The organism is Mycoplasma sp. CSL7503-lung (assembly GCF_025515455.1).
GTDB lineage: Bacteria > Bacillota_I > Bacilli_A > Mycoplasmatales > Metamycoplasmataceae > Mycoplasmopsis.
This window is the reverse complement of sequence record NZ_JAOPHP010000002.1, coordinates 31,296-47,231: the sequence shown is the minus strand read 5'-3', so window position 1 is coordinate 47,231 and position 15,936 is coordinate 31,296. Positions and strand designations below refer to the sequence as shown.

Sequence of the window (15,936 nt, the reverse complement as noted above, 5' to 3'; positions counted from 1 at the left end):
ATGATACACACGGCTATGTTGTTTGGTATAATAATTAAGCTATATTTTATAGTTGAACAAATTACATTAAAAAATTATATTTAAAGAAAGGAAGCAGACAATGCCAACAACAAATCAATTAGTTTCAAGTGGTCGTAGTTCAAAAATTAAAAAGCAAAATGCGCCTGCATTAAGCTTAAGCTACAATTCACTTATTAAAAAATCTAAAAAAATGGCTTCACCATTTAAACGTGGTGTATGTACTCGTGTTGCAACAATGACACCTAAAAAACCTAACTCAGCTTTACGTAAATATGCTCGTGTTAAGTTATCAAATACAATGGAAGTTACAGCATACATCCCAGGAGAAGGACACAACTTACAAGAACACTCTGTTGTTTTAATTCGTGGTGGTCGTGTTAAAGATTTACCTGGGGTTAGATACCACATCGTTCGTGGAACACAAGATGCTGCCGGAGTTGCTAAACGTAACCAAGGTCGTAGTTTATACGGAACAAAAAAAGCTAAAAAATAAGCATAATTAATTAAATTTATAAATATTAAGGAGGACTTTATGTCAAGAAAAAAATCAGCACCTATCCGTGAAGTACTTGCAGATCCAGTTTTTAACTCAGTAGTAGTTACAAAGTTAATTAATCAAATTATGCTTGACGGAAAAAAATCAATAGCTCAAGATATTTTATATTCAGCTTTTGAAATCATTAAAAAGAAAACAGAAAAAGAACCAATGGAAGTGTTTTTAGCAGCAGTTGAAAACATTACTCCTCAATTAGAAATTCGTACAAGAAGAATCGGTGGAACAAACTACCAAGTTCCTACTGAAGTTCCTACACGTAGAAAGCAAACATTAGCACTTAGATGATTAGTGCAATATGCTAGACTTAGAAATGAAAAAACAATGGATGTTCGTTTAGCAAATGAAATCATCGATGCATCAAACAAAACAGGTGGAGCTATTAAAAAACGTGAAGATACACATAAAATGGCTGAAGCAAACCGTGCATTTGCACACTTCAGATGATAGTGTAAACTTTACTTTTTAAATAATATGGCTAGAGATTACGAATTAAGTAAATACCGTAATATCGGTATTATGGCTCACATTGATGCAGGAAAAACAACAACAACAGAAAGAATTTTATACCACACAGGTAAAATTCATAAAATTGGTGAAACACATGATGGTGGTTCACAAATGGACTGAATGGACCAAGAAAAAGAACGTGGTATTACAATTACATCAGCTGCTACAACAGCATTTTGAAAAGGACACAGAGTAAATATTATCGATACTCCAGGTCACGTTGACTTCACAGTTGAAGTTGAGCGTTCATTACGTGTATTAGATGGTGCGGTTGCCGTACTTGATGCACAATCAGGGGTTGAACCTCAAACAGAAACAGTTTGAAGACAAGCAACAAACTATAAAGTTCCACGTATTGTTTACGTTAACAAAATGGATAAAGCTGGAGCAGATTTTGCAGCTTCAGTAGCATCAGTTAAACAACGTTTAGGTGGAAACGCAGTTGCTATTCAATGACCAATTGGTGCTGAAGCGCACTTTAAAGGAATTATCGATCTTGTTACACGTCAAGCGTTTACATACAACGGTGAACAAGCAGAAGAAGAATTTCCAACTGAAATTCCAGAAGAATTAAAAGACGTAGTTGAAATTAAACGTCAAGAATTATTAGAAGCAGCTTCAGCTTTTGATGAAGAATTAATGATGAAAGTTCTTGAAGGTGAAGAAGTTACAATCGATGAATTTAAATCAGCAATCAGAAAAGCAACATTAAGTTCAGAATTCTTCCCGGTAGTTTTAGGGACATCATTTAAAAACAAAGGTGTTAAGAAAATGATCGATGCTGTTATTGATTATTTACCTTCACCTACAGATATTCCAGCTATTAAAGCTCATTACGAAGATCAAGAAGTTAGTGTTGAAGCTAAAGATGAAGGTGATTTCGCAGCTTTAGCATTCAAAGTTATGAATGACCCATTCGTTGGTTCGCTTACATTCTTCCGTGTGTACCGTGGAGTATTAAACAAAGGAAGTTATGTATTTAACTCAACAAAAGGACAAAAAGAACGTATTGGTCGTATTCTTCAAATGCACGCAAATAGCCGTGTTGAAATCGATGAATGTCGTGCAGGAGATATTGCTGCCGCTGTTGGTCTTAAATATACAACAACAGGTGATACATTAGTAGACGAAAAAGCAACAAAAATAGTTCTTGAAAAAATGGTTTTCCCAGAACCAGTTATTTCTCAAGCTCTTGAACCAGAATCAAAAGCAGCTACAGAAAAATTATCATTAGGACTTCAAAAATTAGCAGCAGAGGATCCTACATTTAGAACATACACAGACGAAGAAACAGGTCAAACAATTATTGCTGGTATGGGTGAACTTCACTTAGATATTATTGTTGATCGTTTAAAACGTGAATTTGGTGTACAAGCTAAAGTTGGTGCTCCTCAAGTTTCATACCGTGAAACAATTACAAAATCAGCTGATGTTGAAGGAAAACACATCAAACAATCTGGTGGTAAAGGTCAATACGGACACGTATGAATTAAATTCGAACCAAACCCAGATGGTGGATTTGAATTCGTTGATAAAATCGTTGGTGGTAAAATTCCTAAAGAATACATTAAGTCAATTCAAAAAGGACTTGAAGAAAAAATGTCTGTTGGTATTTTAGCTGGTTACCCAATGATCGATATGAGAGCTACATTATTTGACGGATCATACCATGATGTCGATTCATCTGAAATGGCTTATAAAATAGCAGCTTCTAAAGCTCTTACAAAAGCAAAAGATCAAATTGGTACAGTACTATTAGAACCAATTATGGACGTTTCAGTTGTTGTTCCTTCTGACCACATGGGAGATGTTATCGGTGATTTATCACGTCGTAGAGGTCTTGTTAATGATCAAGAACAAAGATCAGATGGTGCAGTTGTTGTTAAAGCGGCAGTTCCTCTTTCAGAAATGTTCGGTTACTCAACAGAACTTAGATCTATGACAAGCGGACGTGGAACATACCAAATGCAATTTGATCACTATGAAAAAACTCCAAAAAGTATTTCAGACGAAATAATTAAGAGAAGAAATATTCAAAACAAAGACGAAGATTAAAAGTTAAAAATCAAGCCTTAAAGGGTTTGATTTTTTGCTTTATAATTTCGCATCCAAAAAAGTTAGAAACAACTAAGATATAATAAAAATACCAAGTACTTAAATTTTGCACTTGATATATAGTTTTGATTAATATTTTTATGTTAATGTATGTGTATTATTAATTTGTTTTTTAATTTGCGGAGTTTGTCTTAAATGTTTTACACATCATCTTTTATTTTTATATTCAGTTCTCCTATAGAATCGAAGCCATATTTTTTATTTATGTTTTCTTGTAATGTATCAATAAATTTTTTAACATCATTCAATTGTTTTTTTAAATTATTATCAAATTTAATTTCAACATTAATTATATTTTTCTTTAAGATATATTTAATTATATTTATTTTATTTTCTTTAACTCATTTTGACGAGGTTACGATAGATATCACTTTATTAATATATATACCAATTATTGGAGCAATAAAAAAATTATTAAAAAATTTTCAAATGTTACCTAAATCTAAGAAAAAAATCATAACTAGTAAGTAAGATAAGATTCCAATATGAATACAATAAAATAAAATTTTAATTATATCAAATGATCGGTCATATTTTATTCTATATCATTTTGATATAATGAAAGAACATAGACCATTTTTATCACTTTTTTTTATTATTTTATCAATTATCATATCATTAACGTATGATAATGTATTTCTTGATTCTAATTCAAAAGCATTAAACTCGATTTCTAATTCAAAAGCATTCTTTGATTTCTTCATTGTTAAATTATTTTTTAGAATTTAACGCTAATTGAACTAATGTTTTAACCATAACACCAGTTGGTCTACCACCTATATCTGCTGTACCAGCAACATCTAAGTGAATGTATTCAACACCTTCTGTAAATTCTTTTAAGAACATAGCAGCTGAAGAACTACCTGCTCCAGCACCGCTTAAATCTGTATTTTTTAAGTCGGCAACTGGAGAGTTTTTGATTTCTTTTGCGTATGCTTCGTCAAGAGGCATTCTTCATACTAATTCGTTTTGTGCGTCAGAAGCATCTTTTAATTCTTTTCATGCTTGTTCTGAAGTTGCTCAAACACCTGTGTATGTGCTTCCTAAAGCAACAACTATAGCACCTGTAAGTGTAGCAACATCAACTAATCTTGTTGCTTTTAAGTTTCTAACAGCATATGTTAATCCATCAGCCATTACCAAACGACCTTCAGCATCTGTGTTATTAATTTCAACTGTTTTACCGTTCATACTTGTTCAAACTGAATCAGGTAATGAAGCATCACCGTTAACTCTGTTATCTGTAATAGCCATAACAGCAGCAACATTTGTTTTTGGTTTTAATTGTGCAATTGCTTTTAAAGCACTAGCAACAAATGCTGAACCTGACATATCAAATTTCATCCCTAACATTGAACGACCTGGTTTAAGTGAGTAACCACCACTATCGAATGTAATACCTTTACCTACATAAACAGTTTTTTCTTTTGAATCAGGATTTCCATTGTATTCAATAACTACAACTCTAGGTTCGAACATACTTCCACGGTTAACTGAAAGTAATAATCCCATTCCTAATTCTTCAATTTGTGATTTATTTAAAACTGTTACTTTTAAGTTATCGTATTGAGCTAAGTCTTCTTGGACTCTTTTTGCTAATTCTTCAGAATTTAAAATGTTTGGAGGTGTAATTTGTAAGTTTCTTGCAAAGTTAACAGCTTCTAAAAGAATATTTGATTTGTTTAATTGTTCTATTTCTTTTTCTGTTGCTTTTTCACTTAATAAACTTACGTTAAATTTGTCATCTTTTTTATTTGTTTTGGCATTGTAAATTTCTGCGGTTACATATGAATATGCTTCTGCAAAAGCTTTAACAACCTCTACTAAACTAACTTTTTCTGTAACAAATGTATCTAAGTTAATTTGTAAATCACGTCCTAAATTTGTAAATAATCCTTTTGCAAAATTGTATAGTGTAGAAAACTTTAAGTCTTCTTTTTTACCTAAGAAAACAAATGATTTGTTTTCATTGAAATAATCAGTAACTACTGAATTTTTTTCTATTAATGATTTTGGATATTCTTCGCCTTTAAAAATGGCACTTAATAATATAGAATCATTTCTTTTATTATCTATTAAATTAATTTTCATAATATTTCCTTTCTGATATTTAATATATAGTTTAAATTTTACAACTTTTTGTATTAATTTTGATATTTTAGTGCAAATTCAACCAATGTTGAAATTAATTCACCTTGAGGTTCTCCGCTTCTATCTGCTGTACCAGCAACATCACAATGAATAAAATCAATATCTTTTGTAAATTCTTTTAAGAACATTGCTGCCTGACTTGAATCTGGACGAACTGCTTTTGATCAGTTAGCTAAATCAGCAACTTTTGATCCTTTATTTCCTTTATTGTAATCTTCATGAAGTGGCATTCTTCAAACTTTTTCGTTAGCTTCTTTAGAAGCAGATTCAAATTTTTCTCATTTTTCATCATTTGTACTTCAGATACCTGTATAAACGTTACCTAAAGCTGTTAAAATAGATCCAGTCAATGTAGCAACATCAATAATTGTTGTAGGTTTTAATTTTTCTGCTGCATAGTAAATTCCATCAGCTAAAACTAAACGACCTTCAGCGTCTGTATCGACTACTTCTACTCATTTACCACTCATTGAACGATAAACATTCTCAGGTAATGATGCATCTGAGTTGATTCTATTATCTGTTATTGCCATAATTGCAGAAACGTTAACTTTAGCTTGTAATTGAGCTAATGTTTTTACTGCATAGGCACTAATTACAGAACCTGACATATCATATTTCATACCGTCCATGTAGTAACCTTTTGTGTTTACTCCACCTGTGTCAAAAGTAATTCCTTTTCCGACTATTGAAATGCTTTCTTTAGATTTAGGATTACCATTATATTTAACTACAACAACTCTTGGTTCATGTGTGCTTCCTTTATTCACTGATAATAATAGACCCATTCCTAATTCTTGTATTTCTTTTTTAGTTAAAACATCAATTGTTAAATCGGGAATACCACTAAAATCCTTTGTGATTTCTGAAGCTAATTGTTCAGAATTTAAAAAGTTTTCTGGCATAATTTGTAAATTTCTTGTTTTTTGAATATTTTCAGCCAACACAAAAAGTTTTTTATTTAGTGAAGCGAATTCTTTTTGAGATTCTTCGTCTAAAATTAAGAATAATTTTTCTTTTTCTTCTTTTTCTGTTTCTATAGATTTTTTAAATAATTTTGCTTTTGCAAAATATGTTTTAAGAATAAAAGTTCTTAAAAGTGTTTTCATTTCGTACACACCTAAAAAGTCTGATAATGAAATTTCATAACTTCTTTTGTGTGAAGATGCAAAATTTAATACAAAATCAGCTAAAGTATCTACTGTTTGGTGTTCTTTATCAAAAAACACGTATGAAATTTTGCTTTCTAAGTCTTCAGTTAAAGCAAAATTTTTCTTTGTTATAAATTTAGGGAATTCTTTTCCTTCAAATGCAGGTTTTAAAACTTGATTTTTACTTGTATTTTTTTTGATTAATTTAATCATTTTTTATCTCCTTTAAATATTTGTCTATTGCTTGCGAGCTAGATATTCTATATGCTTTAATTAGTCCGCCGGCACCTAGTTTTATGCCTCCGAAATATCTAACCACGATAACTAATACATTCGAAATATTTTTTATCCGCATTAGTTCAAACATGGGTTTACCAGCAGTGTTTTTAGGCTCACCATCATCACTAAAACCTCCTGATTCGACACCATCATTATTTATTATATAACTATAACAAATATGTCTTGATTTTTTATGTTCCTTTTTTAATTGGTTTAAGATATTTTTTAATTCTGTTTTTGAATCAAACCTAAAAATATAAGAAATAAAACTAGATTTCTTAATTTCGTATGTAATTGGCTAAAAAATTGGTTTAATCAAAAGTTACGCCTGACATATTTTTCACAAATTGTATAAAATGATTTTGCGCTTTTTCTAAATCTAGTTTACCTTTTTCTTTATAAAAATTAAATTTGATTGCATAATCGTGAAATAATGAATAAATTTCTTTATCGTCAAAAGAAGGTTTTAGTCCTCAATTTTCAATTATGTTTGGATAGTATTTTGATAAAAGTGCTCAAATTTTTGTAGCAACAAATTCTCTACCAAAATTTTCGCTTTTAATTGAACCGATTGCTAGTAACTTAATAGCAACTTCCTGGTCGTGAAATTTAGGCAGTAATATACCTGGCGTGTCTAAAAATAAAAATTCTCCATTGACAACTCATTTTTGTTTAGTTGTAACACCAGGATAATTTGCTACCTTTAATTTTGAAGTTGGAGAAACTAAGTTTATTAAAGTAGATTTACCGCAATTTGGTATGCCAACAACAAATGATTTTATTTTTGTTTGTATTAGACCTTTTGATTTGTTTCTTTCGATTCGCTCTTGGCTCATTGATTTAAGTTTTTTTAAAATTATATTCTTTGATTTATTTTTTCTTAAATCTAATCAAAGAATATGTTCACCTTTAAATCTTTTTGTAATTGCATCTTTTTTACTTTGATCCATTAAATCACTTTTGGTTATTATGAATAATCTTTGTTTTTGAGGAGCAATTTTATCAAAATCTTCATTATAGGAGCTAATTGGACATCTTGCATCTAATACAACAATAAAAATATCTGCAAGTGTTGCGTTTTCTTTTATTTCTCGAATCCCTTTTGCCATGTGTCCAGGATATCAGTTAATTAAATTATTATATTCTTTTTCGTTTTCGTTATTCATTTTTTCCTTTTTTAATATCAGATAATTGTGTTTTTAATCTGATTAAATCGAATTCTAATTGTTCTTTTTTTGTTTGAATTTTAGTTAATTCTTTTTCTAATTCTTCTTTTTGCTTTTGTTCAATTTCCAAGTCTTTTAACAAAATACTAATTTCTGAATAAATTTTTTCTAATAGTTTATCAATTTCAAAAGTACTATAACCTTTTAATGTTATTGGAATATTGACATTTTGGATATACTCTAAAATCTTAAAATTATTTTTTTTGTTCATTATTTATCCATTTCTTATTTTATTTAAAATTATCGCAGCACTCATAGATACATTTAAACTTTCAAAACTAATTGGTATATACACTTTTTGATCAAGTAAATTGATCATATTTTTTTCAATTCCACTTCCTTCGTTTCCAAAAATAACAACTATATTTTCATTATCAAAAGGTGTATCATTGAGTTTTGTTGATTTTTTATCTAAAAGTGTTCCATAAATTTTAAATCCATTTTTCTTAAATTTTTCAAGTGTACTTAAACCATTTTTGGTTTCTATTATATTTATTGAAAACATTGCTCCTTGTGATGAACGTATTATTTTATCATTGTAAGGATCTGTATTTTCTACTATAACAGTGTCAAAATCAAAAGCTTTTGCTAACCTGAAGATAGTCCCAATATTTCCTGGATCTTGAACATTATTTAGCAAAATTACTTTATTTTTTTTAATATTTCTAATTTTTTTACTATTACATATAGCAAAAATAGGTTGAGTGGTTTTTGTTGGCGAGATATAGTCTATTAAATGTTTTTCAATTAATGTTGAATTTTTATATTTTTCACTTCCAGGTATTTCAAAAATTTCTTCAATGATTCCAGCATTTTTAGCTTCCTCTACTAAATGGTAACCAAAAACTAAAAATTTATTATTTTCTCTTCTGTATTTTTTATCAAGTAATTTTTTTAAAAATTTAATTTTAGGATTTTGTCTACTACTTAAAATCATTCTCAATTAGAAAATCTTTCCCTTTTTCTACTTCAAATAATGATAAGTCTTTAAAGTCTAATTGTCTCATAACTTCAAATCCTAGGATAGAAACACAATTTGCTAAATTAATTGATCTCATTGCAGAAACCATAGGTATTCTTAAACAATTATCAATATTATTTTTTAAAATTTTTTTGTCAATACCAGTTGATTCTCTACCAAACATTAATCAAATTTCTTTATTTTGGTTAAATGCATTTTTATAATTTACTTCAGTATAATTTTTTAATCCATATCTTGTTATATAGTAAATGTTTTTATCATGATATTTTTTTGCAAATTCTTCATAAGATGAGTGTATTTCATGTCTAATATCAGAAAGCATTCTGCCTGCCCCGTATCTTTTTAAATATTTTGGGTGCAAATCAAAACTCGTTGGTTTGATGATGTGCAATTTCATACCTAAAGCAAAACAAGTTCTAATAATATTACCTGTATTTGGAAAAATTTCAGGTTGGTAAAGTACAATATTAATCATTTTTTCTCCTTTTATTAATATATTATTTTAATTATATATTTTTTATTATTTTTAGTGCATAAAAATATATGATATTATGTGTTTTAAATCTTCTTTTTACTAAATTTAAATTTAGATTTTAATTTTTTATATAAAAAAATATTAATAGAGGTTATTTACGGAAATATATTGACTAAATTTAATAATTGTAAAAATAGAAAAATTTTATATAATTAAAATACAAAAAAGAGGTAACATTGGATAGTTTAATATTATATATAAGACGTGGTTTTAGAACCTTTTCAAAATCATGAATTTCTTTTTGAAAAACAAAAGAATTACTAAAAAAAGGAATTTTTACATTATTATTTTTGATTATTTTTATTTTAGGAACTTCTCTTACAGCTCCTTTTATTAGAATTCAAAATCAAAATCAACTTTCAGAAAATTCATTTTTAAATACTTTAAATTTAATAGGTGGTGGAGGTTTAAGACAATTTTCACTTTTTGCATTAGGGATAAGTCCATTTATTAATGCATCATTGATTATGATGATTTTGCAATCTAAAATTTTTCTGCCGATTCATAAATTAAGCCAAAGTGGTCCGCAAGGTCGTAGAAAAATAAATATCATTACTCGTTTAGTTACTTTGGTTATAGCTTACCCTCAGGCTGTTTTTTTAGTTAAATCATTATCAGCACAAGGAACAAGAGGTTTTATTGAAATTGTTGGAACAGATATTTTGAGTGAATCTACTCTAATATACTTTATAATTCCAATTATTTTAACATCTGCATCTTTGGTTGCATTATTTATTTCTGAACAAATAACTAACAAAGGTATAGGAAACGGAACTAGTTTAATTATTTTTACTGGTATAGCTGCTAGATTACCATATCAATTTAAAAATGCTGTTGAATATTATATTGGTGGTAACGGTTCGAGTGGTGTTATGACCGGGATAATTGATGTAGTTACATATTTTAGTGTTTATCTATTAACCATTTTGATAATTGCTATATTTTATGTAGCGGAACGTCATATTCCAATTCAACAAGTTGGAGCAGGGCGTTCAAGAAACCGTAAGGAAATGGGGAAATTACCTATTAAAGTTAATCCAGCAGGAATTATGCCAATTATTTTTGCTATGATGGTTTTATCATTCCCGACCATGATTGCTAACTTGCTTCCTGAGACAAGTATTGCAAAACAATGAATTAATACTAATCTTCAATTTACACAACCTGTAGGATTTACTTTATTAGTTGTTATTGTTTGAGTATTTTCTTTATTAATGGGAATTCAACAATCTAAAGTAGATAAAATAGCCGAAGATTTTACAAAAAATTCAACTTTTATACCTGGTCTTAGACCAGGAGAAGAAACTCAAGATTATTTAATAGGTACAGTTTTTAGATTAAGTGTATTTTCTTCAATTTATTTATTGATTTTAGGAAGTATGCAATTTGTACAAATAATGGCAGGTATTCTTCCTCAAAGTATTGCTTTTGGTGGTACAGGGTTAATGATTTTAGTTTCTACAAGCATTGAAACTTTAGATCAACTTAAAGCAAGAAGAAAAACAATGCGTTTAGCAAAAGCAAAACGTCTATCGAGAGATATTAATGATATTAACGATGTAAACAATGTAGATGAAGGATTATTGTGATAACAAAAAATTTAATTTTTATGGGTCAACCTGGTGCTGGAAAAGGTACAGTAGCGGAGTTAATAACAAAAGAAACTAATTTAGTTCATTTATCAACTGGTAATATTTTTAGAACAGAAATAAAGAATAAAACAACATTAGGATTAAAAGTTCAAGAATATGTTAATTCTGGAGGATATGTTCCAGACGAAATAACCAATGAAATAGTATTTAATGCTATAAGCAAATTAAAAAATGAAGGTAAATATTTTATTTTAGATGGTTATCCAAGAACAGTGCAACAAGCTGAGTATTTAAAGAGTTTAAAAGAATTCGAGTTTGATGTAGTTGAAATAAGAGTTACTCAGGACGTCGTTTTAGAACGTCTTGGCGGAAGAAGAACATGCTCTAAGTGCGGAACAGGTTACCATATTAAATTTAAACCAAGTAAAGTAGCAGGAAAATGTGACTTAGATGGTGCTGACTTGATAATAAGAAATGATGATACTGAAGAAAAAATAGTAAATAGATTAAAAATTTACCAAGAACAAACAAAACCGTTATTAGACTACTATATAGGGATGAATGAATTAAAAGTAGTTGATGGAAGTTTAACTCCAGAACAAGTAGCAAAAAAAGTACTTGGAATTTTATAAAATTTTGTTAAAATTTAGATACTTTTGGTATCTATATTTTTTATACATTTAAGGAGAATTTATGATTCAAATTTTAAAAGAAAATGAAATAAAAAAAATTACTAAAAGTTGTCAAATCTTGGCGGAAGTAAAACAAATACTTTGAGACTTCATAAGACCAGGAGTTTCTTTAGAAGAGATTGATCAATTAGCTTGTAAAGAAATTAAAAAAAGGGGAGCAAAATTATCCTTTAAAGGGTTATATGGTTTTCCTGCTACAGCTTGTATATCTGTAAATGAAGAATTGATCCATGGTATTCCTTCTAAAAGAGTCGTAAAAGAAGGCGATTTAGTTAGCGTCGATCTTGGATGTATTTGAGAAGGTTATCATAGTGATAGTGCTTTCACAAAAGGTGTTGGCAAAATATCAGAAATAGACCAAAAATTAATTAATGTAGCTAAGGGCGCTTTTGAAGCGGGTGTCGCAGCTATCAAACCAGGAGCACGTGTAGGAGATATATCTTATGCAATAGGACGTTACATTAAAAAAAATAAATTATATACACCATCCGAATTTTGTGGTCATGGTATTGGTAAAAAATTACACCAAGATCCAGATGTTTTTAATTCAGGACATGCAGGTACTGGTCCATTATTAAAAGATGGAATGGTTATTTGTATTGAACCTATGATAACTCAATCAAAAAATATTTATATTAAAAATGATGGGTGAACAGTCGTTAGTGAAGATGGTACTAATACAGCTCATTATGAACACACTGTTTTAATTAAAAATGGAAAAGGTGTTATTCTTACGAAAGGAATTTAATTTGGCTAAAGACGGATTAAAAATAAAAGCTGTTGTAAAAGAAGCTCATACAACAGATTTATATACTGTTGAACTTGAAAATGGTTTAACAATTAAAGCTCACATTTCTGGAAAAATGAGAGTTAATCATATTAGAATTTTACCAGGTGATACAGTTGATGTTGAAATGAGTCCTTACGACTTAACTCAAGGTCGCATTGTGTATCGTCATAAATAAAATCGAGGAGATACAAAATGAAAGTTAGAGCAAGTGTTAAAAAAATCTGTAAAGATTGTAAAATTATCAAACGTAGAGGAATTAACCGTGTAATTTGTGTTCAACCAAAACACAAACAAAGACAAGGTTAATATTTAAGAAAGGGAAAATATGGCTAGAATTTTAAACGTTGAAATTCCTAACGATAAACGTGTTGTTATATCGCTTACATACATATATGGAATTGGTAAATCAACAGCACAAGAAATTTGTGCACAAGCAGGAATTGATGAAAACGCAAGAGTAAAAGACTTACATGAAGATCAATTATCTAAAATTCGTGAAATCGCTAAAAATTATGTAACAGAAGGTGATTTACGTAGAGAAGTAACATTAAACATTAAACGTTTAATGGAAATCAAAAGCTACCGTGGTATAAGACACCGTAAAGGTTTACCAGTACGTGGACAATCTACACAAAAAAATGCACGTACACGTAAAGGTCCAAGAAAAACAGTAGCAGGAAAGAAAGGTAAATAATAATGGCTCGTAAAACTAAAAAGAAAAATATTGTTAGTGGTGTAGCACACATACATTCTACAAACCAAAATACCATTGTTACATTTGCTGATGAAAATGGTAATGTTATTGCTTGATCTTCTGCAGGAAGCATCGGTTACAAAGGAACTAAGAAAAAAACTCCTTATGCTGCTGGTTTAGCAGCTCAAGCAGCAGCAGAAGCTGCTAAAGAACACGGAATTAAAACAGTTAAAGTTGAATTAAAAGGTTTAGGTGCTGGTAAAGATGCAGCTAGAAAACAAATCGAAGTTGCTGGAATTACAGTTACTGAAGTTAAAGATGTAACACCAGTTCCACACAACGGTACAAGACCACCAAAAAGAATTTTAAAACGTGAACGTGCAAAAAAATAATTTAAACCAAGTTTAAAAGGAAAGGAAATCTAAATATGGAAAAAATGAAACCATTATCATATAGAAAAAAACCAGAATTTAGAGTTGTTTCAGACAATGAAGTAACATTTATATTAGAAGGATTAGAAAGAGGTTTTGGTAAAACTTTAGGTGTTGCACTTAGAAGAATGATTTTATCAAGTATGCCTACTTTAGCGCCTTTTAGTGTAAGAATAGAGGGTGCGGAGTTTCATTACAAAGCACTTAAAGATGTTACTGAAGATGTTCTATCATTAATAATGAACCTAAGAGAAGTTAATTTCACATATTCTCCATCATATGTTGCTGATGATGAAATTGTTAAGGTTAAACTTAAATCAAACGAAATTGGACAAATCACAGCTAAATCAATGGAAGTAAGTAATCCTAGTGTTCAAATCATCAATCCAAACCAATATATCGCTACAGTTAATTCACCTGATGCATTAAATCTTGAACTATTTCTTCGTGTAGGGCGTGGATTTATGTCTGAAGAAGAAAATAAAAATTATATTAATGACAAAGATTTAAAATCAAAATTAGAAACAGATATCAAACGTGCTGAATTTTTAGCAGTTGATTCTAATTTTGCTCCAATTAAAACTGTAACATGAGATGTTAAAGAATTAAATTCCGATTCAACTAAAATAGAAGAAGCGTTAGAATTTAAAGTGGTTACAAATGGTTCAATTACTGCGAAAGAAGCTGTTAAATATGCTTCAGAAATGTTAATTGGATTATTTAGAGTTATCGGTGGCGTTGAAAATATGGAAGACGTTCAAATTTTTGAAGAACCAAAGATTGAAGAACCACAACAAATTGAAGATGATTTAGATATTACACAACTTGGACTATCTGTCCGTTCTTTAAATGCACTTAAGAAAAGCGGTAAGAAAAAACTTAGTCAAGTTGCTGAAATGAGATTTGAAGAACTTGAAGGAATTAAGAACTTAGGTAAGAAATCTGTACAAGAAATTATTGAAAAACTTGAAGAACATGGTTTACAATTAAAAGAGGGAGAAGAATAATATGGCTAATCCAAAACAAATTTATTCACGTAATACAAAATGAAGAAATGGTGTGATGCGTTCACTTACAAGTGAATTATTCGCAAACGGTCACTTAACAACAACTTTAACAAGAGCTAAAGAATTAAGAAAACATGCTGAAAAAATGATTACTAAAGCAAAAAACCCTACATTAGCTAATGTCCGTGTAATTACAAGTTATGTAAGACCTATTACTGTTAAAAATTCAGACAAAAAAGTTTACAAACACTTAATTGACACTATTGCACCAAAATATAAAGAAAGACAAGGTGGTTACACAAGAATTATTAAATTGCCTAAACGTCTTGGTGACAATACAAGAATGGCAATTATTGAACTTGTAGATTAATTCAAATAATAATTAAATATTCGGAATAAACCGAATATTTTTTATTCTGAATAATTCGAACAAGAAGTTTTATTTTGTTATAATAAATAAATGAATTTTAACAACAATAATAAGAGTGTTTTTGAAGATGATCGAACAGTGGTAAGATATGCAAAATCAAATTCTTCAATAGGTCTTTGAAAATCTGAAGAATTTATATTTGAAAAGTATTTTGAAAATAAGAATTTTAAATTATTAGATATAGGATGCGGAACAGGTAGAACTACATTTGGATTAGTTAAAAAAGGATTTACTAATATTCTAGGTGTTGACATTTCATCTAATATGATTGATACCGCTAAATACTTGGCAAAAAATGATAATATTAATGTTAGATTTGAAACAGCAAATGCATCAAAATTAAATTACACCTACAATTCATTTGAATATGCTCTTTTCTCTTTTAATGGATGGCCTGGAATTCCAAGCGAAGAAGGAAGAATAAATGCTTTAAATGAAATATATAGAGTTTTAAAGCCTGGTGGAATTTTTATTTTTTCAACAATTATTAGAAATGAAGAAACATATATTCAACCTGAAGAAGAAACAATACTAAAATGCAATGAATTTAAAATAAAAAAATACGGAGATCATATTTTTTTAAATGAAAATAATTTATGTGATTTTATGCATTTGTATTCTTATCAAGAATTAATAAAAGTATTAAATAAAACAAAATTTACAATTTTAGAAATTATAGACAGAGATAAAAATTTCACAGAAAATTACAAAGTAAAGGAATTTGCGAATAATACTCATTTTATTATTTTAAAAAAATAATATAATTAATATATCAAT

At 29.0% G+C, this 15,936-nt stretch carries 21 protein-coding genes; 13 read left to right on the top strand and 8 right to left on the bottom strand.

Going from position 1 to position 15,936, the window contains the following annotated elements; genetic code table 4:
• The first annotated feature begins 100 nt into the window (after nucleotides 1-100).
• The 3 genes from rpsL to fusA are packed head-to-tail and all read left to right on the top strand — an operon-like array spanning nucleotide 101 to nucleotide 3,139.
• The gene (gene rpsL / locus N9R85_RS00535) at nucleotides 101-514 is read left to right on the top strand and encodes a 30S ribosomal protein S12 (protein ID WP_174893086.1); all 414 of its coding nucleotides are present in this window, start codon (nucleotides 101-103) and stop codon (nucleotides 512-514) included.
• 39 nt (nucleotides 515-553) lie between these two features.
• Nucleotides 554-1,024 (top strand): 30S ribosomal protein S7, encoded by a 471-nt coding sequence (gene rpsG / locus N9R85_RS00530; RefSeq protein WP_174893085.1) that lies wholly within the window; start codon nucleotides 554-556, stop codon nucleotides 1,022-1,024.
• A 24-nt stretch (nucleotides 1,025-1,048) separates the two neighbouring features.
• Nucleotides 1,049-3,139, top strand: a complete 2,091-nt coding sequence (fusA, locus tag N9R85_RS00525; RefSeq protein ID WP_262858127.1) for an elongation factor G — start codon at nucleotides 1,049-1,051, stop codon at nucleotides 3,137-3,139.
• A 200-nt stretch (nucleotides 3,140-3,339) separates the two neighbouring features.
• Here the strand turns inward: fusA and N9R85_RS00520 are convergent, their stop codons facing one another.
• Genes N9R85_RS00520 through N9R85_RS00485 form a run of 8 tightly spaced genes read right to left on the bottom strand, consistent with a single transcriptional unit; the run spans nucleotide 3,340 to nucleotide 9,463 of the window.
• Nucleotides 3,340-3,903: a hypothetical protein gene (locus N9R85_RS00520; protein WP_262858126.1), complete on the bottom strand. Its 564-nt coding sequence runs from the start codon at nucleotides 3,901-3,903 to the stop codon at nucleotides 3,340-3,342.
• A gap of 7 nt (nucleotides 3,904-3,910) precedes the next feature.
• Nucleotides 3,911-5,290 (bottom strand): M17 family metallopeptidase, encoded by a 1,380-nt coding sequence (locus tag N9R85_RS00515; protein ID WP_262858125.1) that lies wholly within the window; start codon nucleotides 5,288-5,290, stop codon nucleotides 3,911-3,913.
• Nucleotides 5,291-5,343: 53 nt separating this feature from the next.
• Nucleotides 5,344-6,714 (bottom strand): M17 family metallopeptidase, encoded by a 1,371-nt coding sequence (locus N9R85_RS00510; RefSeq protein WP_262858124.1) that lies wholly within the window; start codon nucleotides 6,712-6,714, stop codon nucleotides 5,344-5,346.
• Nucleotides 6,707-7,063, bottom strand: a complete 357-nt coding sequence (locus N9R85_RS00505; RefSeq protein ID WP_396888731.1) for a YigZ family protein — start codon at nucleotides 7,061-7,063, stop codon at nucleotides 6,707-6,709. The genes N9R85_RS00510 and N9R85_RS00505 overlap by 8 nt, the downstream gene beginning before the upstream one ends.
• Nucleotides 7,064-7,091: 28 nt before the next feature.
• Nucleotides 7,092-7,946 (bottom strand): ribosome biogenesis GTPase YlqF, encoded by an 855-nt coding sequence (gene ylqF, locus N9R85_RS00500; RefSeq protein ID WP_262858123.1) that lies wholly within the window; start codon nucleotides 7,944-7,946, stop codon nucleotides 7,092-7,094.
• The gene (locus N9R85_RS00495; protein WP_262858122.1) at nucleotides 7,939-8,217 is read right to left on the bottom strand and encodes a hypothetical protein; all 279 of its coding nucleotides are present in this window, start codon (nucleotides 8,215-8,217) and stop codon (nucleotides 7,939-7,941) included. The genes ylqF and N9R85_RS00495 overlap by 8 nt, the downstream gene beginning before the upstream one ends.
• A 3-nt stretch (nucleotides 8,218-8,220) precedes the next feature.
• Nucleotides 8,221-8,943: a TrmH family RNA methyltransferase gene (locus tag N9R85_RS00490; RefSeq protein WP_262858121.1), complete on the bottom strand. Its 723-nt coding sequence runs from the start codon at nucleotides 8,941-8,943 to the stop codon at nucleotides 8,221-8,223.
• Nucleotides 8,930-9,463, bottom strand: coding sequence for a tRNA (cytidine(34)-2'-O)-methyltransferase (locus tag N9R85_RS00485; RefSeq protein WP_262858120.1), 534 nt, complete (start codon nucleotides 9,461-9,463; stop codon nucleotides 8,930-8,932). Before N9R85_RS00485 ends, N9R85_RS00490 begins: the two co-directional genes overlap by 14 nt.
• Before the next feature lie 236 nt (nucleotides 9,464-9,699).
• Here N9R85_RS00485 and secY point away from each other — a divergent pair, with 236 nt between their 5' ends.
• From secY to N9R85_RS00435, 10 genes are all read left to right on the top strand, one after another.
• Nucleotides 9,700-11,115 (top strand): preprotein translocase subunit SecY, encoded by a 1,416-nt coding sequence (secY, locus tag N9R85_RS00480; protein ID WP_262858119.1) that lies wholly within the window; start codon nucleotides 9,700-9,702, stop codon nucleotides 11,113-11,115.
• The gene (locus N9R85_RS00475) at nucleotides 11,109-11,747 is read left to right on the top strand and encodes an adenylate kinase family protein (protein ID WP_262858118.1); all 639 of its coding nucleotides are present in this window, start codon (nucleotides 11,109-11,111) and stop codon (nucleotides 11,745-11,747) included. Before secY ends, N9R85_RS00475 begins: the two co-directional genes overlap by 7 nt.
• 61 nt (nucleotides 11,748-11,808) lie before the next feature.
• Nucleotides 11,809-12,555: a type I methionyl aminopeptidase gene (gene map, locus N9R85_RS00470; protein WP_262858117.1), complete on the top strand. Its 747-nt coding sequence runs from the start codon at nucleotides 11,809-11,811 to the stop codon at nucleotides 12,553-12,555.
• A 1-nt stretch (nucleotide 12,556) separates the two neighbouring features.
• Nucleotides 12,557-12,772 (top strand): translation initiation factor IF-1, encoded by a 216-nt coding sequence (infA, locus tag N9R85_RS00465; protein WP_174893074.1) that lies wholly within the window; start codon nucleotides 12,557-12,559, stop codon nucleotides 12,770-12,772.
• A 17-nt stretch (nucleotides 12,773-12,789) separates the two neighbouring features.
• Nucleotides 12,790-12,903, top strand: coding sequence for a 50S ribosomal protein L36 (gene rpmJ, locus N9R85_RS00460; protein ID WP_174893073.1), 114 nt, complete (start codon nucleotides 12,790-12,792; stop codon nucleotides 12,901-12,903).
• Between the two features lie 19 nt (nucleotides 12,904-12,922).
• Nucleotides 12,923-13,291 (top strand): 30S ribosomal protein S13, encoded by a 369-nt coding sequence (gene rpsM, locus N9R85_RS00455; protein ID WP_205852284.1) that lies wholly within the window; start codon nucleotides 12,923-12,925, stop codon nucleotides 13,289-13,291.
• 2 nt (nucleotides 13,292-13,293) lie between these two features.
• The gene (gene rpsK / locus N9R85_RS00450; RefSeq protein ID WP_174893071.1) at nucleotides 13,294-13,683 is read left to right on the top strand and encodes a 30S ribosomal protein S11; all 390 of its coding nucleotides are present in this window, start codon (nucleotides 13,294-13,296) and stop codon (nucleotides 13,681-13,683) included.
• A gap of 35 nt (nucleotides 13,684-13,718) precedes the next feature.
• The gene (locus N9R85_RS00445; RefSeq protein ID WP_262858116.1) at nucleotides 13,719-14,729 is read left to right on the top strand and encodes a DNA-directed RNA polymerase subunit alpha; all 1,011 of its coding nucleotides are present in this window, start codon (nucleotides 13,719-13,721) and stop codon (nucleotides 14,727-14,729) included.
• Nucleotide 14,730: 1 nt separating this feature from the next.
• A complete protein-coding gene (rplQ, locus tag N9R85_RS00440; RefSeq protein ID WP_174893069.1) occupies nucleotides 14,731-15,099 on the top strand; it encodes a 50S ribosomal protein L17 in 369 nt (122 codons plus the stop codon).
• A gap of 90 nt (nucleotides 15,100-15,189) precedes the next feature.
• A complete protein-coding gene (locus N9R85_RS00435) occupies nucleotides 15,190-15,918 on the top strand; it encodes a class I SAM-dependent methyltransferase (protein ID WP_262858115.1) in 729 nt (242 codons plus the stop codon).
• Nucleotides 15,919-15,936: the final 18 nt, after the last annotated feature.